General features: G+C 37.9%; 22 protein-coding genes. 4 read left to right on the forward strand and 18 right to left on the reverse strand.

Annotated elements, in window-relative coordinates:
• Positions 1-10 precede the first annotated feature (10 nt).
• The 4 genes from mraY to rsmH are packed head-to-tail and all read right to left on the reverse strand — an operon-like array spanning position 11 to position 4,499.
• Entirely contained in the window at positions 11-976 is a 966-nt protein-coding gene (gene mraY / locus AC3B6Y_RS01240) for a phospho-N-acetylmuramoyl-pentapeptide-transferase (protein WP_489791186.1), read from the reverse strand.
• A gap of 15 nt (positions 977-991) precedes the next feature.
• A complete protein-coding gene (locus AC3B6Y_RS01245; protein ID WP_489757818.1) occupies positions 992-3,160 on the reverse strand; it encodes a penicillin-binding transpeptidase domain-containing protein in 2,169 nt (722 codons plus the stop codon).
• Positions 3,157-3,525, reverse strand: coding sequence for a cell division protein FtsL (ftsL, locus tag AC3B6Y_RS01250; protein ID WP_489757817.1), 369 nt, complete (start codon positions 3,523-3,525; stop codon positions 3,157-3,159). Before ftsL ends, AC3B6Y_RS01245 begins: the two co-directional genes overlap by 4 nt.
• 26 nt (positions 3,526-3,551) lie before the next feature.
• The gene (gene rsmH / locus AC3B6Y_RS01255) at positions 3,552-4,499 is read right to left on the reverse strand and encodes a 16S rRNA (cytosine(1402)-N(4))-methyltransferase RsmH (RefSeq protein WP_489791484.1); all 948 of its coding nucleotides are present in this window, start codon (positions 4,497-4,499) and stop codon (positions 3,552-3,554) included.
• Between the two features lie 334 nt (positions 4,500-4,833).
• Between rsmH and AC3B6Y_RS01260 the strand changes: the two genes are divergently transcribed.
• Positions 4,834-4,947 (forward strand): DUF4044 domain-containing protein, encoded by a 114-nt coding sequence (locus AC3B6Y_RS01260; RefSeq protein WP_489757816.1) that lies wholly within the window; start codon positions 4,834-4,836, stop codon positions 4,945-4,947.
• A 61-nt stretch (positions 4,948-5,008) separates the two neighbouring features.
• Here AC3B6Y_RS01260 and AC3B6Y_RS01265 read toward each other — a convergent pair whose 3' ends face one another.
• The 14 genes from AC3B6Y_RS01265 to AC3B6Y_RS01330 all read right to left on the reverse strand — a co-directional run bounded on the left by AC3B6Y_RS01265 (position 5,009) and on the right by AC3B6Y_RS01330 (position 20,549).
• Positions 5,009-5,803 (reverse strand): amino acid ABC transporter substrate-binding protein, encoded by a 795-nt coding sequence (locus tag AC3B6Y_RS01265; protein WP_489757815.1) that lies wholly within the window; start codon positions 5,801-5,803, stop codon positions 5,009-5,011.
• On the reverse strand, positions 5,800-6,444 hold the full coding sequence (locus AC3B6Y_RS01270; protein WP_489790292.1) for an amino acid ABC transporter ATP-binding protein: 645 nt from the start codon (positions 6,442-6,444) through the stop codon (positions 5,800-5,802). The genes AC3B6Y_RS01265 and AC3B6Y_RS01270 overlap by 4 nt, the downstream gene beginning before the upstream one ends.
• A complete protein-coding gene (locus AC3B6Y_RS01275; RefSeq protein WP_489757813.1) occupies positions 6,437-7,078 on the reverse strand; it encodes an amino acid ABC transporter permease in 642 nt (213 codons plus the stop codon). Before AC3B6Y_RS01275 ends, AC3B6Y_RS01270 begins: the two co-directional genes overlap by 8 nt.
• A 271-nt stretch (positions 7,079-7,349) precedes the next feature.
• A complete protein-coding gene (gene minD, locus AC3B6Y_RS01280) occupies positions 7,350-8,174 on the reverse strand; it encodes a septum site-determining protein MinD (RefSeq protein WP_489757812.1) in 825 nt (274 codons plus the stop codon).
• 10 nt (positions 8,175-8,184) lie between these two features.
• Positions 8,185-8,847 (reverse strand): septum site-determining protein MinC, encoded by a 663-nt coding sequence (locus tag AC3B6Y_RS01285; protein WP_489757811.1) that lies wholly within the window; start codon positions 8,845-8,847, stop codon positions 8,185-8,187.
• 19 nt (positions 8,848-8,866) lie between these two features.
• Positions 8,867-9,403: a rod shape-determining protein MreD gene (gene mreD / locus AC3B6Y_RS01290; protein WP_489769697.1), complete on the reverse strand. Its 537-nt coding sequence runs from the start codon at positions 9,401-9,403 to the stop codon at positions 8,867-8,869.
• The gene (gene mreC / locus AC3B6Y_RS01295; RefSeq protein ID WP_489757809.1) at positions 9,396-10,247 is read right to left on the reverse strand and encodes a rod shape-determining protein MreC; all 852 of its coding nucleotides are present in this window, start codon (positions 10,245-10,247) and stop codon (positions 9,396-9,398) included. Before mreC ends, mreD begins: the two co-directional genes overlap by 8 nt.
• 42 nt (positions 10,248-10,289) lie before the next feature.
• A complete protein-coding gene (locus AC3B6Y_RS01300) occupies positions 10,290-11,282 on the reverse strand; it encodes a rod shape-determining protein (protein WP_489791485.1) in 993 nt (330 codons plus the stop codon).
• A 98-nt stretch (positions 11,283-11,380) separates the two neighbouring features.
• Complete coding sequence (locus tag AC3B6Y_RS01305) at positions 11,381-12,028, reverse strand: JAB domain-containing protein (protein ID WP_489757808.1); 648 nt, start codon at positions 12,026-12,028, stop codon at positions 11,381-11,383.
• A 30-nt stretch (positions 12,029-12,058) separates the two neighbouring features.
• Positions 12,059-13,342, reverse strand: a complete 1,284-nt coding sequence (locus AC3B6Y_RS01310; RefSeq protein ID WP_489757807.1) for a bifunctional folylpolyglutamate synthase/dihydrofolate synthase — start codon at positions 13,340-13,342, stop codon at positions 12,059-12,061.
• A 168-nt stretch (positions 13,343-13,510) separates the two neighbouring features.
• Positions 13,511-16,156, reverse strand: coding sequence for a valine--tRNA ligase (locus AC3B6Y_RS01315; RefSeq protein WP_489791187.1), 2,646 nt, complete (start codon positions 16,154-16,156; stop codon positions 13,511-13,513).
• 274 nt (positions 16,157-16,430) lie between these two features.
• A complete protein-coding gene (gene thiI, locus AC3B6Y_RS01320) occupies positions 16,431-17,648 on the reverse strand; it encodes a tRNA uracil 4-sulfurtransferase ThiI (protein WP_489757805.1) in 1,218 nt (405 codons plus the stop codon).
• 15 nt (positions 17,649-17,663) lie between these two features.
• Positions 17,664-18,809, reverse strand: coding sequence for a cysteine desulfurase family protein (locus AC3B6Y_RS01325; protein ID WP_489791188.1), 1,146 nt, complete (start codon positions 18,807-18,809; stop codon positions 17,664-17,666).
• 48 nt (positions 18,810-18,857) lie between these two features.
• Positions 18,858-20,549 carry a septation ring formation regulator EzrA gene (locus AC3B6Y_RS01330; RefSeq protein WP_489791189.1) on the reverse strand — a complete coding sequence of 564 codons (1,692 nt, stop codon included), beginning with the start codon at positions 20,547-20,549 and terminating at the stop codon, positions 18,858-18,860.
• 339 nt (positions 20,550-20,888) lie between these two features.
• Between AC3B6Y_RS01330 and rpsD the strand changes: the two genes are divergently transcribed.
• The 3 genes from rpsD to AC3B6Y_RS01345 all read left to right on the forward strand — a co-directional run bounded on the left by rpsD (position 20,889) and on the right by AC3B6Y_RS01345 (position 23,133).
• Entirely contained in the window at positions 20,889-21,497 is a 609-nt protein-coding gene (gene rpsD / locus AC3B6Y_RS01335; RefSeq protein ID WP_489757802.1) for a 30S ribosomal protein S4, read from the forward strand.
• A gap of 65 nt (positions 21,498-21,562) precedes the next feature.
• Positions 21,563-22,858, forward strand: a complete 1,296-nt coding sequence (locus AC3B6Y_RS01340) for a replication-associated recombination protein A (protein WP_489791190.1) — start codon at positions 21,563-21,565, stop codon at positions 22,856-22,858.
• Complete coding sequence (locus AC3B6Y_RS01345; protein ID WP_489769692.1) at positions 22,855-23,133, forward strand: hypothetical protein; 279 nt, start codon at positions 22,855-22,857, stop codon at positions 23,131-23,133. The genes AC3B6Y_RS01340 and AC3B6Y_RS01345 overlap by 4 nt, the downstream gene beginning before the upstream one ends.
• Positions 23,134-23,157 lie beyond the last annotated feature (24 nt).

Genomic DNA, 23,157 nt, shown 5'->3' on the forward strand with positions numbered 1-23,157 from the left:
TAAGTCCTCCTTAACTCACAAATATGATTATATAACTTAATGCTGCCAATAGACCAACTGCCCAAAAAACTAACACAACTTTCCATTCTGACCAGCCCAACATTTCAAAATGATGATGAATTGGCGACATCTTAAACACTCGATGCCCTGTTGTTTTAAACACAGACACTTGGATCATCACGCTCGCCGTTTCCACAACAAATACAATTCCGATCCACAATAATGACCACGGTATTCCTAACACCAAAGAAACAGCTGCTAAGCCAGCACCTAAAGCTAAGGAACCAACATCGCCCATAAAAATTTTAGCCGGTTTATGATTAAAAATCATAAAGCCAATCATTGCGCCAACAACACTTAAACAAGCTACAACAACATCAAAGTTAGTTTGTTTGTATGCAATATAAGCATAAGTCAAATAAGCAATGATCGTTAACCCAGTTACTAAACCATCCAAACCGTCCGTTAAATTAACCGCATTAGAAAAGCCAACCAACCAAACTAGCATAAAAATTACATAAATAATCAGAGAATGAAAAATATAACCAAAAAATTGTAAATCTGTTGGTAATTGATAGTAAAGATAGAGTCCGCAAAAAACTATTGCAAATAACAGCTGTAATAAGGATTTTTGCCAAGCCAATAAACCTAAATTACGATGATTTTTTAATTTAATAAAATCATCTAAAAAACCAATTAAGCCAAACAGTAGGAGCATTAAACTAATCAGCATCAAGGAATTAGTAAATAATTCCAACCATGTTCCAACCCAAATATTAGTCAGCACCATCGCCAATAAAAAGATCACGCCTCCCATTGTCGGGGTACCGGCTTTATATTCTTGCCAACTAGGACCTTCTTCACGGATTTGTTGACCTTCACGATTAGACAACATCACCTTGATAAATAGTGGCATAAAAATTACTACCAAAATTAAACTGCTAATTAATGGGATTATCATTTTACCCAAATTCATTTCTCAATCCTCGCTTTATTTTTGTTTCAGATGAATAACTACTTCCTTCACACTATTCAACACTGCCTGCGGTGGCACACTTTGCCGCACCGCATAACCTTGACCTTTAATCACGATCTTTTTACCAGTAATATCGGCTAATTTTAATAAATCGTTTTTCGACCAACCATGAACATCAGGCATAGTCATTGCGCCATTGGTTAACAAAATGACACGTTGATCAGGTGTCACAGCTGCTTTAGCACTCGGCAACTGTTGTACTACCTTGGAACCGGTGCCGACAATACCAACCTTTAACTGTTGCTTTTGTAGCGCTTGTTGCACCGTAGTTAAATTTTGATTGGATAATTCAGGCATCGTAATTGCAGTATTATCCGATTGTACATTTTCTATTTTACCGGTTCCTAACAATCGTTGCATCATCGGATTAAAGACTTCAGACAACATTTGTTCAGGAGCCTTAGTCATCACACTCGGTTTCTCCATCGTAATATAAACTAAATACTTAGGTGATTTGGCCGGTGCTAAGCCAGCCACCGAATATAGATAATCATTACTGCCAGTTAAATAGCCGTTAGTCCCCGAAATTTGTGCTGTCCCCGTTTTAACTGCAACATCTTGACCAGGAATTTTATAAACTGTGCCCGTGCCGTAACTATCTTGGACCACTTCGCGCATTGCAGCTAGAACCTGTTTAGTCGTTTGGTCCGTCACTGGCTGTCCAACTTGTTTGGGTTTAATCGTTTGAACAGAACCGTTATTGGGATTTTCAATGCGACTAACTAGTTGGGGCTGCATCATTTTGCCATGATTACCAATTGCGCCCAAAGCTTGCACCATTTGCATGCCGGTCACCGAAACACTTTGACCAAAAGCAGTAATGGCTTGATCAGAAGCATGCTGAAAATTAATTTGACCAGCTACTTCACCAGGCAAATTAATATGCGTTAACTGGCCAATTTTAAATTTATGCATATATTTTAGCCAAGTTTTCGCACCCATTTGTTGCTCCAAAGCAACCATTCCGACATTACTCGAACGTGGAAAAGCTTGATTAAAGGGGATCTCGCCCCACCCACTGGTATTCCAATCATGGATAGTTCGTCCGCCAATAGTGATTGCCCCGGAACGATAATATTGATTAGGATTGTAATGATGTGAGTTAATAGAAGCTGCCAAAGTCAAAACTTTAAAAACTGATCCTGGCTCATAGCTATCTTGTAAATTAATATTTCGCCAAGAATGCATCAGATTGTTCTGAGTTTGAGGATCAAAAGTCGGTCGCTGTGAAATAGCTAAAATATGTCCTGTTTTAGGATCGGTCACAATAGCCTGCATGGATTGGGGTCGATATTCTTGATAAACCTTGGTCAGTAACTGTTCTAAATAATGTTGATAATTAACATCAATCGTCGTATAGACGTTATCCCCCTGCACCGGCAGCACTGTTTTCTTATGCGTTTGTGGCAGCGTATAACCTTCAGGATCAGTATAACGAACCTCATAGCCATTTTTACCTTGTAAAATCTTATCATAAAAACTTTCTAATCCCATTAGGCCTTGATCTTTGGCGCGCTGAGCGTGACGACCAACTTGTGCTAAACCAATCGTATTAGACGCAAAAGTGCCGTTAGGATATGATCTATCCGGTACTGCATCAAAATAAACCCCCGGGAGATGGTGTTTCTCAATTGCTTTTTTAACACTCAAACTAATCTTTTGCCCCGCTAAACCAAATTCCACTTGAAACACATGCCGGTTTTGGGGGTGCAAGATTTGTAAGATTTTTTTCTGACTCAGTGGAATATACTGACTCAAAACCTGAGCCGTATGTTTTTTGTTTTGAACATATAGAGGTTTACCACCAGCTCCTTTATATGTATGATCCAAAACGACAAATAATTCGTACGATTGATCACTATAAGCAATCTTAGAACCATCATCCGCATAAATATTGCCCCGCTTAGATGATAGAACTCTTTTATGGCGGTATTTTTGCTCTGTGCGCCGTGTTAAGTCAACACTACCGACATGCCCACTCAGTGCGATGTAACTAAACCGCACCAAGCAAACTATAAAAAATAAGGCAATAACAAGAAGGAAGAATCGGCCGATAATTCTTCGATCACGTCTTGCCTTGCTGATATTGATTTTGTCATTATTAGAATTAAACTTTTGACTCATTTAGAAATATTCCTAATATTATCAGAATGTAACTGTAAATTGTGTTTTTGAGCAATCTTTAACAGTCGACCTGAATTACTTAACTCAATAATTTCTTGATGTAAATCTGTGTTCGAATTTAATACTTTTTGGGTTTGTTCAGCCAGGTCCTGGGCATGATGCTGCTGAACAATTGTCTGTGTTCGTAAATGAACCAAACCATACATCATGATAATTACGATTAAGCCAATTAAACAAACCAAACTTTTTTCAAACCCGGAAAAAGGCACACTTTTAGTGTTTAATTCTACAGCTGTTTGTACTTTATTAGTCTGAGTTTTAGTTTCAGTTAAAGAGTCTAATTGACGTACAGTATTGGGTTCCATTCAACTATCTCGATTCCTAATCTTGTTTATTTAATCTTTTGAGCTACTCGTAAATGCGCACTATGAGCACGGTGGTTTTGTTCAATTTCAGTTGAACTAGGTAAAATCGGCTTTCTGGTAATAACTTTCAATTCTGGTTGCATTTCTGGAGGAATAACCGGTAAATCGCGTGGAACATTAACTTCACTGTGACGCCGAAAAACCTGTTTCACAATTTTGTCCTCTAATGATTGAAAAGTAATGACACTCAGAAAACCGTTTAATTTTAACAAATCAATCGCCGCTTCTAAAGATTGATCTAACGATGCTAACTCATCATTAACCGCAATTCGTAAAGCCTGAAAAACTTTTTTAGCAGGATGCTTCTTCATTTTTCGACGCGCTGGCGCTGGCAAACAAGCTTCGATTAAATCAACTAATTCAAAGGTCGTTGTGATTGGTTGGTTTAAACGCTGTCGAGTAATTGCCTGGGCAATGCGCTTAGCAAAGCGTTCATCACCGTAACGTTGAAAAATGTTTGCTAGCTGAGCAGCTGAATAAGTATTAACAATTTGATAAGCATCTAATTCTTGGCTTTGATCCATCCGCATATCTAATCGCGCATCGTAGCGATAACTAAAACCACGTTGAGGATCGTCAAACTGTGGTGAAGAGACCCCCAAATCGTATAAGATCCCATCGACCGTCGTAATACCTAACGCTGCTAGCTGCTCTTTTAAATCCGCAAAATTAGCCATCACTAATTCTAAATGATTATCAGTTTCTTCATTAGTTGTTTGACGTAAAGCTTGACCTACTAAAATGGCTTCTTGATCACGATCAAAAGCAATCACTGTTAAATGATGACCCTGACTTAATAAATAACGTGTGTGACCGCCACGACCAAAAGTGGCATCAATATAAACACCACCATCATGAACTTGTAAAGCATCGACAGTCGGATTTAAGAGCACTGTTTTATGTTGGAACATAATACCACCTAAAAATAATTATTAATATAAAAGTAAGATTCTACATTAAAGATAAACCGAACAATCATTTAATTAAAAATAATTTTGTCACAAATTATCTGTAAAAAAATAACTCACTACTATTAAAAGTAGGTATATTGGTCCCACTTCTCTGTATGAATGTTACCACAATCTCACTTTTAGCACCACTAATCAGTAAAAAATATTCTAATTTAGTCTTTTTTGTCAAAAAACTATCGCTAATAGCTCGAACATATGTTCATGATTAGTGATAGTTGCTTTTTTCTGAAGATTCAAGTAAGATAATTCCAATATGAAAGATTTCAGGTGAAGTTTTTTGAAGAAAAAAAAGAAAAGTGTTTTTACTATAATTACGCAGATTTTTGTTTGGGCCATGATTATTGTAACCATCGCTGGTGTAGTAATTCCTGCTGTCATGGGTGGTTTCTAAACTGACCAGAAGAAAAGGATGAGGTCGTATAAACTTCATCCTTTTTTATATTACTACAAGTTTACTCAGAAATATCTTGTTGAAACCATTTCTCGCTCAATTTTTTCAATTGACCATTGGTTTTTAATTTCCGCAATGTTGAATTAATCAAATGCTGCGTCTGCGTATCTTGTTTGCGCATCCCAACTGCAAAACTTTCAGTGGGAAACGGCGTATCCAAAATTTGAAATTGCTGTGCATTTTTAGTATGGGCTAAATAGTATTCAGCAAACACCCGATCAAATAAAAAGCCTTGAATTCGTCCTGCTTTTAAATCCAAAAAACCATTTTCGATATTATCATACAAAACCGGCGTTTGATTTTTAATTTTATTCTTCAATAAACGCGGTTGCTGCATTAAATCGGAATAACCCACTGAGCCAGATTGGGTTCCTAAAGTTTTTCCCGTTAATTGCTTAATTTGGTGAACCCCTGAAGCCTTTTTGACAACGATAACTTGTTCATCTTTTAAATACGGCCGTGAAAAGGCGACTTTCTTAGCACGTTGCGGCGTTTTAGTATAACCATTCCAGATTAAATCAATCGTTCCGTTGCGTAATTCCGTTTCTTTCATGGACCAGTCAATCGGTTGAAAAATAATTTTTCGATGAATGGTTTTGCCAACTAATTTGGCCAGATCAACGTCAAAGCCAGTTAATTGGCCCGACTTTTTCACAAATCCCATAGGTACATAAGAATCATCCAAGCCCACAATTAATGTATTATTACTACTACCAATCCGGTGCGTGTTTTGCTGACACCCGCCAACAAATACTAACAAGCTTAATAAAATTAAATATTTACAAATTTTTTTCATTTGCTTGTCCTCAACTCAAATGTTTGATCAGAAACTTGCTGAGCAAAATCTAAATCGTGCGTCACAACTAGTTGCGTCATTTGGTCGGCCTGAAATTTGCGTAATAAGTTAGTGACTTGTTGCCGATTCTGTGCGTCCAGTGCGCTCGTCGGTTCATCGTAACATAAAATTTTGGGTTCTAAAATTAAAGCTCGGGCAATTGCTACTCGTTGTTTCTGACCTCCGGACAATTGAAACGGATAAAGCTTAGCTTGCGGTGCGATTTGTAATAAATCTAACAACTCTTGAGCTTTTTGCAGAGCTTGTTGTTTCGAGCGTTTTTGAACTTGAATGGGGGCCAGTAGTAAATTATCCAAAACACTTAAATTAGGAAATAGTCGATAATCTTGAAAGACAACCCCCACGTTATTTTGACTATGATCTTGCGGTGTAAACGGCTGTCCGTCCAAGAAGAACTCGCCGTGATCTACACTTTCCAATCCCAGAATAGTTCTTAATAACGTGGTTTTACCAACCCCACTGGGACCGACAATTGATAGTATTTGTCCGGGCAATACTTGTAAGTTAATATTGTCTAAAACTAATTTATCGCCAAAAGTTTTAGTAATTTGTTTCAGTTGTAATTTCGGTTGTCTATTCATAGTATGAAAATCTCCGTTCAATCCAATTTTGTATTAATGTCAAAACCCCTGTCATAATTAAATAAATAATACCAACTAAAATTAAGGGGACCAACGTGACGTCACGCGCTGTGGCCACATTACCTGCCCGTAATAAATCACCAATTCCTAATACATAAACTAATGACGAATCTTTGATCAAGTTAATAACTTCATTACCCATGGATGGTAAGACGATTTTGACTACTTGTGGCAAGATCACAAAGCGAAAACTTTGCCATGACGATAATCCTAATAAGGCTGTTGCTTCACGCTGATCTTGACTAACCGCCTGCAACCCCCCACGAAAAATTTCAGCAAAATAAGCTGTATAATTTAAAATAAAAGCTACGAAAGCGGCTGTCATCCGTTCAAAAACAATGCCAATCGTTGGTAATCCATAAAAAATAAAGATTAATTGGAGCAATAATGGCGTGCCTCGCATCAGCCAAACGTAAGCATCTAAAATCCAACGTAATAAATGCCAACGACTTCGTAACCCTAAAGCGACAATAATTCCGAGAATAATCGAACAGATTAAAGTCCCAATGAATAACTCCACGGTTACTTTGGTGCCACTCAATAATGATGGTAAAATTTCTCCAATATATTTCATAATTTCTCCTTCAACTAAAAAATCCCCTTGAGTTAAAAAACTCAAGAGGACGAAATTTTCCGCGGTGCCACCCCATTTTTTGCCAAACTCACATTTGACAACTTAGGCAGTTATAAACTGCACAAAATAACGGATGCTAAACCGAACGGGCTTTAAACCTTTTGACTCACAAGTGTGTTCTATGCTGTCACTAATAACTGTTTGCACCAACCACAGCTTCTCTAAATTAGCGCACATATCTATCTTGTTCATTGTCGCATAATTAAATATTTTATTTTTCATTATGATGAAATACTCGTCGCCAAAAACCGTCTTTTTTAGCAGTTGCTTGTTCTTGATTAAGACTAATCTCATTTAATGGAATTTGATCACCGAGAATCCGGTGAGCCAAATTCTGATAACCAACGGCCGCTGGATTATCAAGCTTCTCCTGCAATATTGATTGACCTTGATTAGAAGTAGCGATTACTTCATCATCATCGATGATAACACCAATTAAAGGAATTGACAAGCGGTTTACGATACTTTGAATATCCATAGACTTACCATTTTTAATCATCTGTAAGCGAATTCGATTAATAACTAAATGCAGTCCGTAAGTTAAATTAGATTGCTCCAATAAACCGACCACCCGATCAGCATCACTAACCGCTGCCACCTCCGGGGTCGTGACCAAAATTGCACTATCAGCTACCGCCACCGCAGCTTTAAAACCTGTTTCAATTCCTGCAGGACAATCCAAGATAACAAAATCAAAATTTTGTTTTAATTCAGTAATAATAGTTTTAATTTTGGAGATATTTAAACTAGACTGTCCAACATTTTGTGAAGCAGCCAGTAACGAAAAATCTTGAGGATGATCGGGATGTTGAACCAACGCCTGCATCAAGTTAACGCGATCATTCAACACGTCATCCAAATCATAAATAATCCGATTACTTAATCCTAAAATAGCATCAAGATTACGCAAACCAACATCCAAATCTACCGCGCAAACTCGCTTACCGGCTTGTACTAAAGCTAAACTTAAGTTAGCACTAGTTGTAGTTTTACCGACACCGCCCTTACCGGAAGTGACAACAATTGACGTTCCCATCAAACTCCCCCTAATTTAAAATAATTTCCATTTGTGGTCTAATCTTCAATAATTGATCAAGTGAAGCTGTTGTTAACGAATGCAAATCGTTGACATAGAAAAAAGACTTAGCATCAAACTTCGCATCATCAATATCCGACACAATTTGAATCAAATCACAAATTCGAACTTGACTAGCATGCGTCATATCACCCACGACCACAGCTGTATCATTATTTGGATAACCCGCACACACAATTCCTTCAATAGAACCGATTGCAAAAACACTACCAGCAGCGCGAATTTGTGCGCCTGCATGGACGTCACCTAATAACAACACATTTCCCGGGTAATTCATAATTTGTCCAGAACGGATAATCCGCGTTTCTAATTTCAATTGTCCTTGAAGCAAATGTTGTTGTACAACACTTTTAGGAATCACCTGACTGATAATTTGCTGTAACTTAAATACTGGAAACTGCGCAATCACCGCTTTTAAATCTTTTTTTTGTTGTAAATTTAACCACCGAGTTTGAGTATCGACCGTTAGATCTAGCGATTGTTGCGTGGGAGTCTGCGTTTGAATTTGCTTTAATAACTCCTGTACCTGGATTAAAGCTTCTGAAAAATCACTACCGTCAATAATTTCTAAGAAATAAGTTTGACCTTTTCCCTTCAAAACTGCACTCTTCATACTAATCTCCCCACTTATTTTACATCAACCAGTCTAAAACTTTGGTCAAAGGATAATACAAAATGACAAAGAAGATGGAATTAACTAACAATGTTGGACCTAACCAATCAGTGACAAAATGCGCAATATCTACTGTAATTAAACTTAAAAAATTACCAATCAAAAATAAATAAATTAAAGAAACCGTCAAACTGATAAAATAAATACACCATTCAAAAACAAGCGTTTTCGGCACAAATTTCCGAATCTTATTAGTCAACCAGCCCACTAGTGGTAACACAATAGTGTACAAACCAAAAATATGTGAATAATAAGAATCATAAACAATCCCTAAAATTAGAGTATACCAAAACAAGTGGCTATCCACTTGTTGATCGCGTAAAATCATCATAACAATAATGATGAGTAAGATCTGCACTGAAACTTGAAAAGACGGTAAATTAAAGACTGCAAAAAATTGCTTTAACAAGCCGTCCAAAAAAAAGCCGACTAATAATAACAGTACTTGCAAAATATATTTAGTAGTCTTATTTCTCAAATCAATCTGTTTAAACATCTCGACTAATAACCGTCACAATCGTAAAGTTATTTAAATCTGTTGCTGGTTTCACATAAACTGAAGAGACTAATCCATAATCATCCTTTTTCATGGCAACTACCTTACCAACAAACAAACCACGAGGGGTCAAACCACCCAGACCAGAAGTAACCACTTGTTGACCGGTTTTAATGCCTTTAGTAGAAGTGACATTGGTCATAACTAGCAAATTATTGTCCTTATCGTAACGCCCAATAATTCCGCTCGCATCATTACCATGTGGTTTGACAATTTCGACCGCAAATTTATTACTTAATGATTTGTCAGTGGAAATTAAACTAACCTTGGAGTTAGTCCGATTAACTTCAATAATTCGCCCAACCAAGCCAGATCCGGACATCACCGGCATATTTTTTTTCAAACCAGCAATCGAACCTTTATTAATAATTAAATAGTTTTGCCATTCATTAGGTGATCTTGCTGTCACAGCAGCCGATATCTGATGGTAATCAGTTAACGTCTTATTCAATTTAACTTGCTTTTTTAAATCTTGATTTTCTTTTTTTAAAACACTATTTTGTGCTTTCGTTTGTGCTAAATCATCAATTTGTTTTTTCAAATGCCGATTTTCTTGATACGTCTTTGTTAAATCACTGATTTCGCTTCCCCAACTCCGTACCGTATTAGCAGGATAAGCTATCACGTTACCAACAACACCAATTGTATCATTTCCTAACTGATGGATGACTGATGGTTGTGACTTACGATCACTAAAAGTCACTGAAGCAGCAATCATGCCGAAGGTGGCAATGACTACTAACATGATGATAATCAACTTTTTATTAGAAAAAAAGTTTCGCATTGCAAACCTCCAGATAATTAAAAAAGTGGGCTACCCCACCTATTATTTATTACGCTTCATTACTTCCAGATTTTTCAGTGATTCACCAGTTCCAATGGCCACACAATCCAAAGAATCCTGTGCCACAAAAACGGGAACTTTCGTCGAATCCGAAATAACATCCGCCAAATTCTTTAATAAAGCGCCGCCACCGGTTAAAACAATGCCATGGTCAATAATATCTGCGGCAATTTCTGGAGAAGTAGCTTCCAAAGTTTCTTTAATAGCTGTCACAATTTCTTCAATGTCTTCATGAATCGCGGTCGCCACATCAATTGCTGACAAGTCAACGGTCTTCGGCAAACCACTGACTAAATCACGTCCCCGAATGCTCGTGTCTCCCAATTGTTCTGCACTTTGTAATGAAGCTGAACCAATTTCAATCTTGAGTTGTTCAGCAGTCCGTTCGCCAATTAACAAACTGAATTGTTTACGAACATATGCAATGATGGACTCATCAAATTTATCACCAGCCATTCGAATAGAACGACTCGACACAATGCCACCTAAAGAAATAGTTGCCACATCAGTGGTTCCACCACCAATATCGACCACCATGCTACCGGTTGGATCCATAACTGGTAAACCAGCACCAATGGCTGCAGCAAACGGTTCTTCAATTAGATAAGCTTCCTGAGCACCAGCATTTTGTGTAGCTTCAATAACTGCTCGTTTTTCTACTTCAGTGACGCCGCTAGGGACACAAACCATCACATCAGGTTTGGTATTGCCTACTGCTTTATCCAAAAAGTACTTCATCATGGCTGCAGTTGTATCATAATCTGCAATAACCCCATCTTTCATCGGCCGAATGGCTTTAATACTTCCGGGAGTTCTGCCAATCATTGCTCTAGCTTCAGCACCTACAGCAACGATTTCACCAGTTGCCGTCTTCTTGGCAACTACTGAGGGCTCACGCAAAACAATTCCTTGCCCATCAACATAAACAATTGTATTCGCAGTTCCTAAATCTATACCTACTTTTCGTGACCGCATTCCAAACAAAACACTATCTCCTTAAATAACAGTACTTAGTCTATCTATTAAAGTATATCATACAAAAATTTAATTCAAAAATATTTATTGCATTATCTTTACAATAATTCTAGTCGTTGAAAACTGCTAAATTGATCGTCGCCAATAATCAAATGATCCAGCAATTTAATTCCCAGCAAGTTACTACAATTTTGTAATCTTTGTGTAAAAATAATGTCCGCGGTAGATGGCTGGAGATTACCACTCGGATGTTTATGCGCAATTAACAATTGACTGCAAGGTAGTTGTAAAGCAAATCGTAAAATTTCGCGCGGTTGCGCAGCTGCTTGTTGTAATGAACCTCTAAAAATAATTTTTTCTAATAACAACTGACTTTGATTATTAAAAAAATAGCCGATTAACTCTTCATGTTGTAATTGACGCCATTTCGTTAATAAATGCTGCGCTAATTGTGCGATCGTTATTTTTTCTCCCACAACTAACTGCTGCTGGGCTACCAAACGTTGGGCTGTTTCCCAAAGAATTTGAAATTGAATAATTAAATTCGAATCAAATTGGCGCCATTTAAAATCAGTAAAATTATCTAATACTGCGAGATTTTTAAAATCATTACTTTCAAAAGCCACCATTTGCACAAAATGTTGCACTGTTTGTTGGTTAGTGTCACCAGCTAACAGCCTGACCAATAATTGTGATAAGGTTAAGTTTTGACCACCGCATTGCGCGAGTCGTTGCTCTAAGTTCATTTTCTTCACCTCAAAATAAACTATGCAAAATCAAAACTTTTCTTTGTAATAACGCAACACCTCTCCGGCAAAATGTAGTGAGCCACAAATTAATAAGATCTCAGAATTTTGTAAATCATGAAGTGCTTGTACTAACGATGTTTGCCATGATTCAATAAAAGTTGCGCTGGCCGGTAAACAATAATCTTGAGCAGTCGCTGCCCGGGCTTCTGGCATACTAGTCACCACAATTTTTGTAGCTACCGTGGCCAATTGCTGTAAAATTTTTTGATGCTGTTTATCATTCATCGCAGCATACAAAATTTTTAACGAACGGTTTTTCCTAATAGGCTGTAAATCATTGATTAACTGTTGAATGGCTGCTAAATTATGTGCACCATCAACAATTACCAAGGGCTTACTTTGTAAAACTTGCATCCGTGCTAACAAACCGGGCACTTTTAAACTAGCCCGAATGACTGCCGGCTGCGGATTAGAAATTAACAAATGATACGCTTGTAATGCTAAAGCAACGTCAATAATTTGTGATTGCGCACAAGTTTTTAATTGCAAATCTTTATAAACAAACTGTTTATTGGACCAAGTAAAATTAGTCTTTTGCACAGCTTGAACGTGAATATCAGTTGCTTGAAAATCCTTTCGCCAACTATAAACTGGGGCCTTTAATTGGTGCGCCCGCTGTAGAAAAACTTGTTGCACAGCAGGAGTTAAAGCCCCCAAAATCACTGGCGTCTGGGGTTTAATAATTCCGGCTTTTTCTTGAGCAATATCCAATAGTGTCGGACCAATCAAAGCAGAATGATCCATGGCTACATTTGTCACAATCGATAGCTCAGGTGTAATCACGTTGGTTTTATCATGTTGTGCCCCAATTCCGACTTCAATAACACCATAATCTACTCTTTCTTGGACACATAATAAGAACATCATCACTACTAAAAATTCAAATTCAACTAAATAAAACTGCTCATCTAATTTCTGTAAATCACTCACTGCTTGTTTGACTTGATTAGTCAAGGCAATAATTTTTTGAGGAGTGATCGGCTGACCATTAATTAAGAAGCGCTCGGTAAAGTCTACTACATATGGTGAAGCAAAAGTGGCGACTTTTTGATGACTCTTCACTAATAATTGTGTTAAATAATAACAAGTAGTCCCTTTACCGTTAGTTCCTGTGACATGGACAGTTTTGATTTGATTCTGGGGATTATCAAAGTAGGCTAAAGCCCGCTTAACAAACATTAACGTATTTTGTTGATGCAGGTGGGGCAAGCTGTGAATGTAATCTAATGCCGCTTGATAATTAGTAATCAATGTCATTACTCCTTTTTTACTACACAAAAAAGAGGCGAGACCAGCGTGCCTTTCCACCGCTATGCTTATAATCACAATCGTTCGCCAGAAGCCTTTTGTGCACTTTGACTACAATTAGTGACTAAGACCTTGGTCTCAACCTCTTATCGTTATCTTTTCCAATAAAAACTAATTATTTTTCAATTCTTGAATGCGCGCTTGAATTTTAGCATAGCGTTCTTGATTATCTTGCAACTTATTTCGTTGTTGTTCAACCACTGCTTGGGGTGCGTGATCAACGAATCCTTGATTACTTAACTTTTTATTTAAGAAATCAATATCGACTTGAATCTTAGCCAATTGCTTTTCTTGGCGCGCAATTTCATCTTGCACGTTGACTAATTCCGTTAATGGTACATAAACCTCTGCTCCATCAACAACGGCACTGAACGCTAATTTGGGAGCCGTTAAATCAACGGCAATTTGTAAATCTTTAGGATGGCCTAAGCGTTCAATATAGTCTTGGCTAGCTTGAATCAAAGCTAACTTCGTTGTATCTTGCGGCTTAATTAAGATGTCAATCGGGTTCGCTAAGGGAGCATTGGCCTCAGAACGGATCTGGCGAATGGCTTTAATAATCGCAATCACAATTTGCATTTGTTCCACTGCTTGGGGCCGTGCCAATTCTTGATGAACTTGTGGATATTTTGCAACGACCAAAGATTGACCCTCATGTGGCATCGTTAACCAAATTTTCTCAGTGACAAATGGCATAATAGGATGCAATAAACGCAAAATTTGATCTAAAACATAAGCTAACACATAGCGTTTATTTTGTTTCTTAGTCTCATCAGTTCCGTTGAGCGTGGCCTTACTAAATTCGATGAACCAATCACAAAATTCATTCCAAACAAAGTTATACAGTGCGCGACCGACTTCACCAAATTCGTACTTATCAGACAATCGGAGAACATTTTCTACGGTGGAATTTAATTCTGACAAAATCCATTGGTCAGCTAAATCTAGTTGTTGTGCTTGAGGCATAGTATTTGGTGCCGGAGTATCGGCTAAATTCATAATTACAAACCGACTAGCGTTCCAAATTTTATTAATAAAGTTCCAAGCAGCGCCCACTTTTTCGTAACTAAATCGCGTATCCTGCCCAGGCGCAGAACCAGTAATTAAGAACCACCGGAGTGCATCAACACCATACTGATCAATGACATCCATTGGGTCAATCCCATTACCTAAAGACTTACTCATCTTACGGCCTTTTTCATCACGCATTAAGCCGTGAATCAAAACATCTTTAAAGGGCCGTTCGCCAGTAAACTCTAACCCTTGAAAGACCATCCGTGCTACCCAGAAGAAAATAATATCATATCCAGTAACTAAGGCATTGGTTGGGAAATACCGCTGAAAATCAGCACTTTGTTCATCTGGCCAACCTAAAGTGGAAAACGGCCACAATGCACTAGAGAACCACGTATCCAACACATCTGGATCTTGTTCCCAATTTTCGGCATCTTTGGGTTCAGTTTCGCCTACGTACATTTCACCAGTAGTTTTATTATACCAAGCGGGAATGCGATGTCCCCACCATAATTGCCGAGAAATTACCCAATCATGGACATTTTCCATCCATTGCTCAAAGGTATGTTCAAAACGCTCAGGCACAAAGTGGACTTTGCCGTCAGTTTGTTGATTTTTTAACACCATCTCAGCTAAGGGTTTCATCTTCACAAACCATTGAGTGGATAAACGGGGTTCAACTTGCACTCCAGAACGTTCTGAATGCCCAACACTATGAGTAATTGGTTCTTCGCTAAGAAGATAGCCCTGATCCTTTAAATCTTGAACCATTGCCTTACGCGCCTCAAAACGATCCATTCCCGCATATTTACCGGCTTGCTCATTCATTGTTCCATCAGCGTTCATGACATTAATCCGCTCTAGATTATGACGATTACCGACTTTAAAGTCATTAGGATCATGTGCGGGCGTAATTTTAACCATCCCAGTTCCAAATTCAGGATCAACATAATGATCTTCAATAATTGGTAACTTGCGACCAAATAATGGTAGAATCACTTCCTTACCCACGATATCTTGGTAGCGTTCATCTCCCGGATACACTGCAATTGCCACATCTCCCGGCATCGTTTCGGGACGCGTTGTCGCAATTTCAATAAAACCGGAACCATCAGCAAACGGATACTTAACATGATAAAAAGCTCCAGCATCGTCTTGATGCTCAACTTCAATATCTGACAAAGCTGTTTGTAATTGGGGATCCCAATTAATAATATACTCACCACGGTAAATCAAACCTTTGTTATAAAGGTCAACAAACACCTTGCGCACCGCTTTTGATAATCCTTCATCTAAGGTAAACCGTTCGCGGGAATAGTCTAAGGACAAGCCCATCTTAGCCCATTGTGAACGGATAATTTGAGCATATTCTTCTTTCCACTTCCACACTTCATCAACAAAGGCCTCACGCCCTAAGTCAAACCGAGTCTTACCTTCTGCACGCAGTTTAGCCTCGACTTTGGCCTGGGTCGCAATTCCGGCATGATCCATTCCCGGTAAATATAATGTATCAAAACCTTGCATTCGTTTTTGACGAATCAAAATATCCTGTAAGGTTGTATCCCAAGCATGTCCCAAGTGTAACTTACCAGTGACATTTGGTGGTGGAATAACAATCGAATAAGGCTTGGCTTTTTTATCACCGCTGGGCTTAAACAAACCGTCATCCACCCATTGTTGATAACGTCCCACTTCAACTTCATTATGATCATATTTAGCGGACATTGTAAATTCTTCAGACATATTTTCAACTCCTAAAATAAAAAAATCGTCCTAATTACTTAGGACGAATGTGGGCATACGCGGTACCACCTAATTTAAAGTCAATGACTTTATCTTAATTTGATAACGGATTCCCGGTCATTCAGACAAGCTCACAAGTTACTACTTTGATTAGTTCACCGACTAACTCTCACTATGATAGTCTCGCTGTAAATCAACTGCTCAAAGCCTCTTGCTCATTGCTTTTTAATATTTATTTAATAATAAGAAAAAAAAGTTAACACGTCAAGTTTTATTACAGCAAAGATTCGATTTCTTCATCCTTTTGTTGTAAAAAACTATCAAATGGTGTGATGTTAGTTACTTCAATTCCAGCCAAGGCCCGTTTAATTAGCCCATCAACATCTAACAACGCTTCATATTGCCGGGCTTTTTGTAAATTAGGCTTCGTTTTTGGACGTGGTGGTGCAAAAATAGTACAGCAATCTTCAAATGGTTGAATTGACAAGTCAAAAGTATCAATCTCTTCAGCAATTTTAATGATTTCAGTTTTATCCATCGTAGCAACCGGACGGACAATTGGTGTCGTTGTCACATCATTGATCGCTGCCATACTCTCTAACGTTTGAGAAGCTACCTGCCCCACCGACTCACCATTAAAAATGGCCAAGCCTTGACGTTGTTGGCGAATCAAGTCTGTCAAACGTAACATAAAACGCCGTTGAACAGTCATCAAGTATCCCTCAGGAACTTGCTGCTTAATCGTTTCCTGGATTTCCGTAAAAGGTACTTGAATAAACTGAATATGACCAGCATATTTGGCTAACTTCACAGTTAGATCCTTTGCCTTTTGTAAAGCATGTTCACTCGTATAAGGCGGACTATAAAAATGCACCATCTCAATATCAACACCGCGTTTTAGCGCCAAATAACCAGCAACTGGTGAATCAATTCCCCCTGATAACATTAGCTGCGCTTTACCGGCGGTTCCTACTGGTAAGCCGCCCGCGCCTTGATAGGTCTGACTGGATAAATAAGCTCCGTCTACCCGAATCTCAATCCGAATTTTAATATTGGGCTGGCGCATCTCTGCTTGAATATCTGGTAAATTTTCACTGACAAAATCGCCTACAGCCAAATTAATCTGATTCGTATCATACTCAAACGTATGATCGGCCCGTTTAGTAGTAATTTTAAAAGTTTGCGTTCCGCTATATTGCTCTTGAACCATCGCTAAAGCTAGTTGTTTAATGGCCGTTAAGTCCTTAGCAATCCGGACACTGGGTGAAAAATTTTGAATGCCAAATACCGATTTTAACTGCTGCATAACGCCTTGAGCATCAGCACCATTTAAGGCAATATGCATGCGATCTCGTTTGGGATGAATTCGTACTTGCGGATACGGATGTAAAACTTTTTCGACATTGCCATGTAAACGGTCAATAAAACTCCGGCGGTTTTTGCCTTTAGTCGATAATTCTCCGTAGCGTACCATAATTTCTGTATATTCCATAAATTTGTGGCTCTCCTAATTTAAAACTTGAAAATGTTGATAAATTTTATCTAGTGCTTCAATAAACTGCTGCATTTCTGCAACTGTATTCATTTCATCCAAACTCACTCGTACCGCACTAGTCGCAATCTGATCTGGAACGTGCATTGCTTTTAAAGTAATCGATTCTTCACCGTTTCGTGACGAACATGCACTAGTTGTGGATAAATAAATATCATACTCTTCAAAAGCATGCACAATCGTTTCACCACGCACACCCTTGATCGCAAAACACAAAATATGCGGTGCAAAACTATCATCCATTTGTGAAAAAATAACAGCATTTGGTAATGTCTGTAAATGATCAAATAACATCTGTCGCAACTGTTGTTGTTTTTTAGCTTTAGCTGCTTGATCAGTTGTGGCTAAACGCCAAGCTCTGGCCATAGCGGCAATCGCGGGTGTATTTTCTGTTCCACCACGCCAATTCTGTTCTTGACCGCCACCATTAATTAGCGGCGCAATTTTCCGTTGCTTTTTGGCATAAATAAAACCAATGCCGCGCGGAGCATGAAACTTATGACCTGAAAAAGTAGCAAAATCAATCCGAGGATGCATTAATTGTGAACGTAAATTTTTACCAACTGTTTGTACAGCATCCACATGAAAATGAACATTAGGATAAGCTTTCAGTAAATCACCAATCGCCTTAATCGGTTGAATTGCGCCCACTTCATTATTCACGGCCATAATCGTTACCAAGATCGTGTCTTTACGCAATGCTTGTTGAACATCAGCGACCTGAACATGACCGCTTTTATCGACCGGTAAGTAAGTGACCTCAAAGCCTAACTTTTCTAATTGATGCAAAGTATTAGTCACCGCGGGATGTTCAATTTGTGAGGAAATAATATGTTTTCCAAAAACCTGCTTTTCTAAAGCAGTCCCCTTAATAATCCAATTGTCACCCTCGGAACCACCGCTAGTAAAATATATTTCATCACTATCACAACCCAAACTAGTGGCAATTTGGTGGCGCGCTGCCTCTAAAATTTGGGTCGACTTATCTCCTAAATGATGCAAACTCGAAGGATTGCCCCAAAAATCATGACTCACCTGTTGATAAGTTTTTAAAACTGATGGTTCAACTAAGGTGGTGGCACTATTATCAAAATAAATCATAAAGCTTCAACACTCCCAATCCCAAGAAAAAAATCCTAACTACGAAGCTTAGGACTTTTGAGGATAATCTGAATAATACAAATCTTCAATTCGTTGCACTGCTCCTGGCTCAACTTTCTCTAAAGCTGTAGCAATCGTTTGTACGGCCTGATGATAATCAAATTCTTGATCATACTGCATCTGGGCCTTTTGAGCAGCAGTTTTTACTTCGGGTACCGTTGCAACATATCTATTAGCATATTGTAACAGGCGCCCAGTAATTTGTACATCAGCAAGTAATTGCTGGGTTAACTGTTCAAAATTATTTAAATCTTCTTGTGTCACAAATAATTGCTTGGTCAATTCTTCAACATCTATCGGCAATTGTTTTAACATTTTCCCGACTTTATTAACTTCCTTTGTAACCATGGCAGAATATTTTTGATAGTCTTTCGATGTTCCAGGCAAGTGCAAAACAGCTACTTGGCGTTGTAAATGATCTAACTTAATCGTAAATTCTTGATAAGAATTAGTTGCCACAGATCTGCCATCTACTAAACCATCTAAATTTTGCTCAATCTTAATTTGTTGTTGCTCGATATCTTGTAATTGTTGATTTAATTGTTGTAACTGTTGCCAAACCTGGGAAAAAATAGCCTGTTCATCCCGAATCAATTTCAATTGCTTTTGATATTCAGTTTTAATCTGAGCAATTTTTTGTGAATAGGAATTGGCTAGCTGCCGCTCGCCTTCATTCACAACGTACTCGTCTAATAACTGATTAATTTTTTGTTTGAGTAACCGATTTTGACGTTCAGCATGCCGGATAAAATCGCCAACTACTGGTTGATTACGCTGAACTTTGCGTTTATCTCGCCATTCCTGTGTAATTCGATGATATAAATAGTCAATTTTATCCTGGACTTGCTGATTAAGCTGATCAAATTCGTCAAAATTTAATTTCACCAGTAACAAATGCATTTGTTGCAGTAATTGCTTAATGTCTTTTAATTCCGTACTAATCTGCGGATCAGTCATTTTGATACTGGTAAATTGCATCTTCTTTTCCGCTGCTTGTAACTCTTTTAATTGTTCGGAATAATCAATCTTTAAACGCTGTTGCACTTGTTGTAATTGTTGCTGATAATTGGCTAAAGCAGCTTTAATTTGTTGTAGATCTTGTTGGGCCGCCAAAGCGTCACCTTGATTAATTTTATCTTCAATGAGTGCAAATTGCGTCATGATTTGTGTTAACTGTTCACTTAAAGGGACGACCAAATCAGCTAATTCTTCACGATCATTTAACAACTGTTGTTGTTGTTGAACTTTGGTCTGCAAATCTTTTAATGTCGTCTGGTTTTGTTGAATACTTTGAAATAATTGTTTTAAGCCCTTATTAGCAGTTAGTAATTTTTGCTTCTGCTCCGTAAGAATTTGTGTCAAATGCTTCAATTGATGCCAAGCCGTTAACACCCGAAAACTCGCATTCTTTTCTGAAATACTAATCAATTGTGTTTGTAGATCTATAATTTGGCTTTTGCTAGCTTGATAAGCTGAACGATCTTTTTGAAAATGATCTAAACTAGCGCCAGTTAATTTTAAATCGGCTATTTGATCCAAAATAGTATCTAGGTTGTCTTCTTTGAGCTGATCAAATTGTGCCGTTAACTGATTAATAGTTTTTAAATTTTTCTGATAAAAGTAAATGATACCAATGATCATCACAACGATTAAAATAATGACTAAAATAAAAAATATCAAATTTAAGCCTCTCATATGAACATTAATTAGCAATTTATTTTTATTATAACAAATAAAGCTATCATTAATCCTTAAAAAAGTCTTAAAATCTATTCTACTATTATTGTAGCCATTAATCGTGTTGCTTAAAAGCTTGACTTTTTCTATTAAAGTAACTAAAATCAACTGCGTGTAAAATAATTGCAGCACTGAGTGACAAGCTCGTCAACAGTTAATAGCTCGAATGTTCAATTGTGTAACCTCCAGCTGCAAAAGGTGAAGATTGTAATATTAACTGCACGAATGTTGAACTCAAACGTTCATTATTTTACTCCAATCAAAATTTTGGAGGAATTTTTTATGCGTTATACAGGCCCTACTTGGAAAAAGTCACGTCGGTTAGGAATTTCTTTATCTGGCTCTGGTAAAGAATTAGCTCGTCGTCCTTATGCTCCGGGACAACATGGTCCCAAGAATCGGAACAAGTTATCAGAATATGGTACTCAATTACAAGAAAAGCAAAAATTACGTTTAATGTATGGTTTAAATGAACGTCAATTTAGAAATGTCTTCTTACGTGCCGGTAAAATTCGCCAAGGTAAACATGGTGAAAACTTTATGATTTTATTGGAAACTCGTTTAGACAGCATTGTTTACCGTTTAGGTTTAGCAACTACACGGGCACAAGCACGTCAGTTGGTTAATCATGGTCATATTACTGTTGACGGTAAACGCGTTGACATTCCTTCTTATGAAGTTCAACCAGGACAAGAAATTTCTTTACGTGATCGTTCCAAAAACTTGCAAGTTGTCAAGGACGCCTTGGAAGCTAACGTAGCACGTTTACCATTTGTAGAATTTGACGAAGATAAAATGACTGGTAAGTTAATTCGTTTACCACAACGTGATGAATTAGCTCCAGAAATTGATGAATCCTTAGTCGTTGAATTTTACAACCAAATTTTGTAATTTACTTTTGTTCCACAAAAAAAGCAATCTTCGGGTTGCTTTTTTTTGTGAGAAAGGATCATAACTTGAGTCAACCTCTTGCTTATCGTATGCGTCCTAAAACCTTATCTGAAGTCGTGGGACAACAACATTTAGTCGGCCCTGGTAAAATCATCTGGCGTATGGTGCAAGCTAAACTTTTATCATCCATGATCTTATATGGTCCACCCGGGACCGGCAAAACCAGCATTGCTAGTGCCATTGCTGGCAGCAGTCAATATGCTTTTCGCCAACTTAATGCGGCCACGGACTCTAAAAAACAATTACAAATTGTAGCCGAGGAAGCCAAGATGAGTGGCACGGTTGTTTTGCTACTGGATGAAATTCACCGTTTAGATAAAACCAAACAAGACTTTTTATTACCTTTGTTAGAAAGTGGGCAAATTATTTTAATTGGGGCCACCACCGAAAATCCTTATATTGCTATCAATCCCGCAATTCGCAGTCGAACCCAAATTTTTGAAGTTAAACCGCTCAGCGCTTCTGATATTAAACAAGCTATTCAGCGTGCTTTAAGCGATCAAGCTCAAGGACTAGGTCAATATCCTGTGCAAATCACCGATTCTGCTATGGAAATTTTAACTACTGCTACCGGAGGCGATTTACGGAGCTCATTAAATGGCTTAGAATTGGCAGTCAAATCGACTCCGCAAAATGAGCAAGAACAAATTGTTATTACCGCCGAAATCATTAGTGAATCCCTGCAGCGTAAAACATTAACTGCTGATAAAAACGGTGATGGTCACTATGACGTCATTTCAGCTTTTCAAAAATCGATTCGTGGTAGCGATACAGATGCGGCATTACATTATTTGGCTCGTTTACTGGCAGCTGGTGAATTAAAAACAGTCATTCGTCGTTTAATGATCTGTGCGTATGAAGACATCGGACTAGCTAATCCTCCAGTTTGCCAACGAACAGTAGTTGCTTGTCAAGCAGCCGAGCAAGTTGGACTGCCAGAAGCTCGAATTCCCTTGGCTGATAGTGTCATCGAACTCTGTTTAAGTCCCAAATCAAATTCGGGCATTAATGCAATTGATGCGGCATTAGCCGACGTTCAAGCCGGTAAAATTGGCACTATTCCTGATGATCTCAAAGATACTCATTATCAAGGTGCTCAGCTCTTGCAGCATGGTTTAGGTTATCAATACCCACATGATTTTAAAAATGATTGGGTGGCTCAACAATATTTACCCACTAAATTAAAAGGAACGCAATATTATCACGCCAAAAATAATAGTCAATATGAAACTAATTTACAAAAGACTTACCAGCATTTAAAAATATTACAAAATAAATCCAACAAGGCGGACCAGTCATGATTAAACTCTTAATTGCTATTTTTATTATTATTATGCTAATTTTGGCAGTATTATTAATTACTACTAAAGATCACCCTTTCATTGCTGTTAAACAAGAAAATTTACCACAATTAAAAAAAGTGGCTCTCATTACGGCCACTTTCCTATTTTTAGTCAGTTTACTAGGAATTATTCTATTAATTTGGGCACCACTTGATTGGAATTTAGCGACTTTAGTCATTGGTAGTTTAATTGTCGGTGGTTTTTCTTTAATAGTTGTCCAACTAGATAAGTAACTCACATGTGCATTTTTGTTATAA

The sequence above is a fragment of the Bombilactobacillus sp. ESL1092 genome (assembly GCF_058107465.1).

Excerpts from the sequence above, each read along its gene's own strand:
- thiI (WP_489757805.1), bottom strand. The coding sequence starts at position 17,648 with ATGGAATATACAGAAATTATGGTACGCTACGGAGAATTATCGACTAAA.
- mreC (WP_489757809.1), bottom strand. The coding sequence starts at position 10,247 with ATGCGAAACTTTTTTTCTAATAAAAAGTTGATTATCATCATGTTAGTA.
- AC3B6Y_RS01275 (WP_489757813.1), bottom strand. The coding sequence starts at position 7,078 with ATGAAATATATTGGAGAAATTTTACCATCATTATTGAGTGGCACCAAA.
- rpsD (WP_489757802.1), top strand. The coding sequence starts at position 20,889 with ATGCGTTATACAGGCCCTACTTGGAAAAAGTCACGTCGGTTAGGAATT.
- AC3B6Y_RS01345 (WP_489769692.1), top strand. The coding sequence starts at position 22,855 with ATGATTAAACTCTTAATTGCTATTTTTATTATTATTATGCTAATTTTG.
- AC3B6Y_RS01300 (WP_489791485.1), bottom strand. The coding sequence starts at position 11,282 with ATGCGGTCACGAAAAGTAGGTATAGATTTAGGAACTGCGAATACAATT.
- AC3B6Y_RS01285 (WP_489757811.1), bottom strand. The coding sequence starts at position 8,847 with ATGAAGAGTGCAGTTTTGAAGGGAAAAGGTCAAACTTATTTCTTAGAA.
- AC3B6Y_RS01245 (WP_489757818.1), bottom strand. The coding sequence starts at position 3,160 with ATGAGTCAAAAGTTTAATTCTAATAATGACAAAATCAATATCAGCAAG.
- minD (WP_489757812.1), bottom strand. The coding sequence starts at position 8,174 with ATGGGAACGTCAATTGTTGTCACTTCCGGTAAGGGCGGTGTCGGTAAA.
- AC3B6Y_RS01270 (WP_489790292.1), bottom strand. The coding sequence starts at position 6,444 with ATGAATAGACAACCGAAATTACAACTGAAACAAATTACTAAAACTTTT.
- ftsL (WP_489757817.1), bottom strand. The coding sequence starts at position 3,525 with ATGGAACCCAATACTGTACGTCAATTAGACTCTTTAACTGAAACTAAA.
- AC3B6Y_RS01305 (WP_489757808.1), bottom strand. The coding sequence starts at position 12,028 with ATGAACTTAGAGCAACGACTCGCGCAATGCGGTGGTCAAAACTTAACC.
- AC3B6Y_RS01325 (WP_489791188.1), bottom strand. The coding sequence starts at position 18,809 with ATGATTTATTTTGATAATAGTGCCACCACCTTAGTTGAACCATCAGTT.
- mreD (WP_489769697.1), bottom strand. The coding sequence starts at position 9,403 with ATGTTTAAACAGATTGATTTGAGAAATAAGACTACTAAATATATTTTG.
- AC3B6Y_RS01315 (WP_489791187.1), bottom strand. The coding sequence starts at position 16,156 with ATGTCTGAAGAATTTACAATGTCCGCTAAATATGATCATAATGAAGTT.
- AC3B6Y_RS01265 (WP_489757815.1), bottom strand. The coding sequence starts at position 5,803 with ATGAAAAAAATTTGTAAATATTTAATTTTATTAAGCTTGTTAGTATTT.
- mraY (WP_489791186.1), bottom strand. The coding sequence starts at position 976 with ATGAATTTGGGTAAAATGATAATCCCATTAATTAGCAGTTTAATTTTG.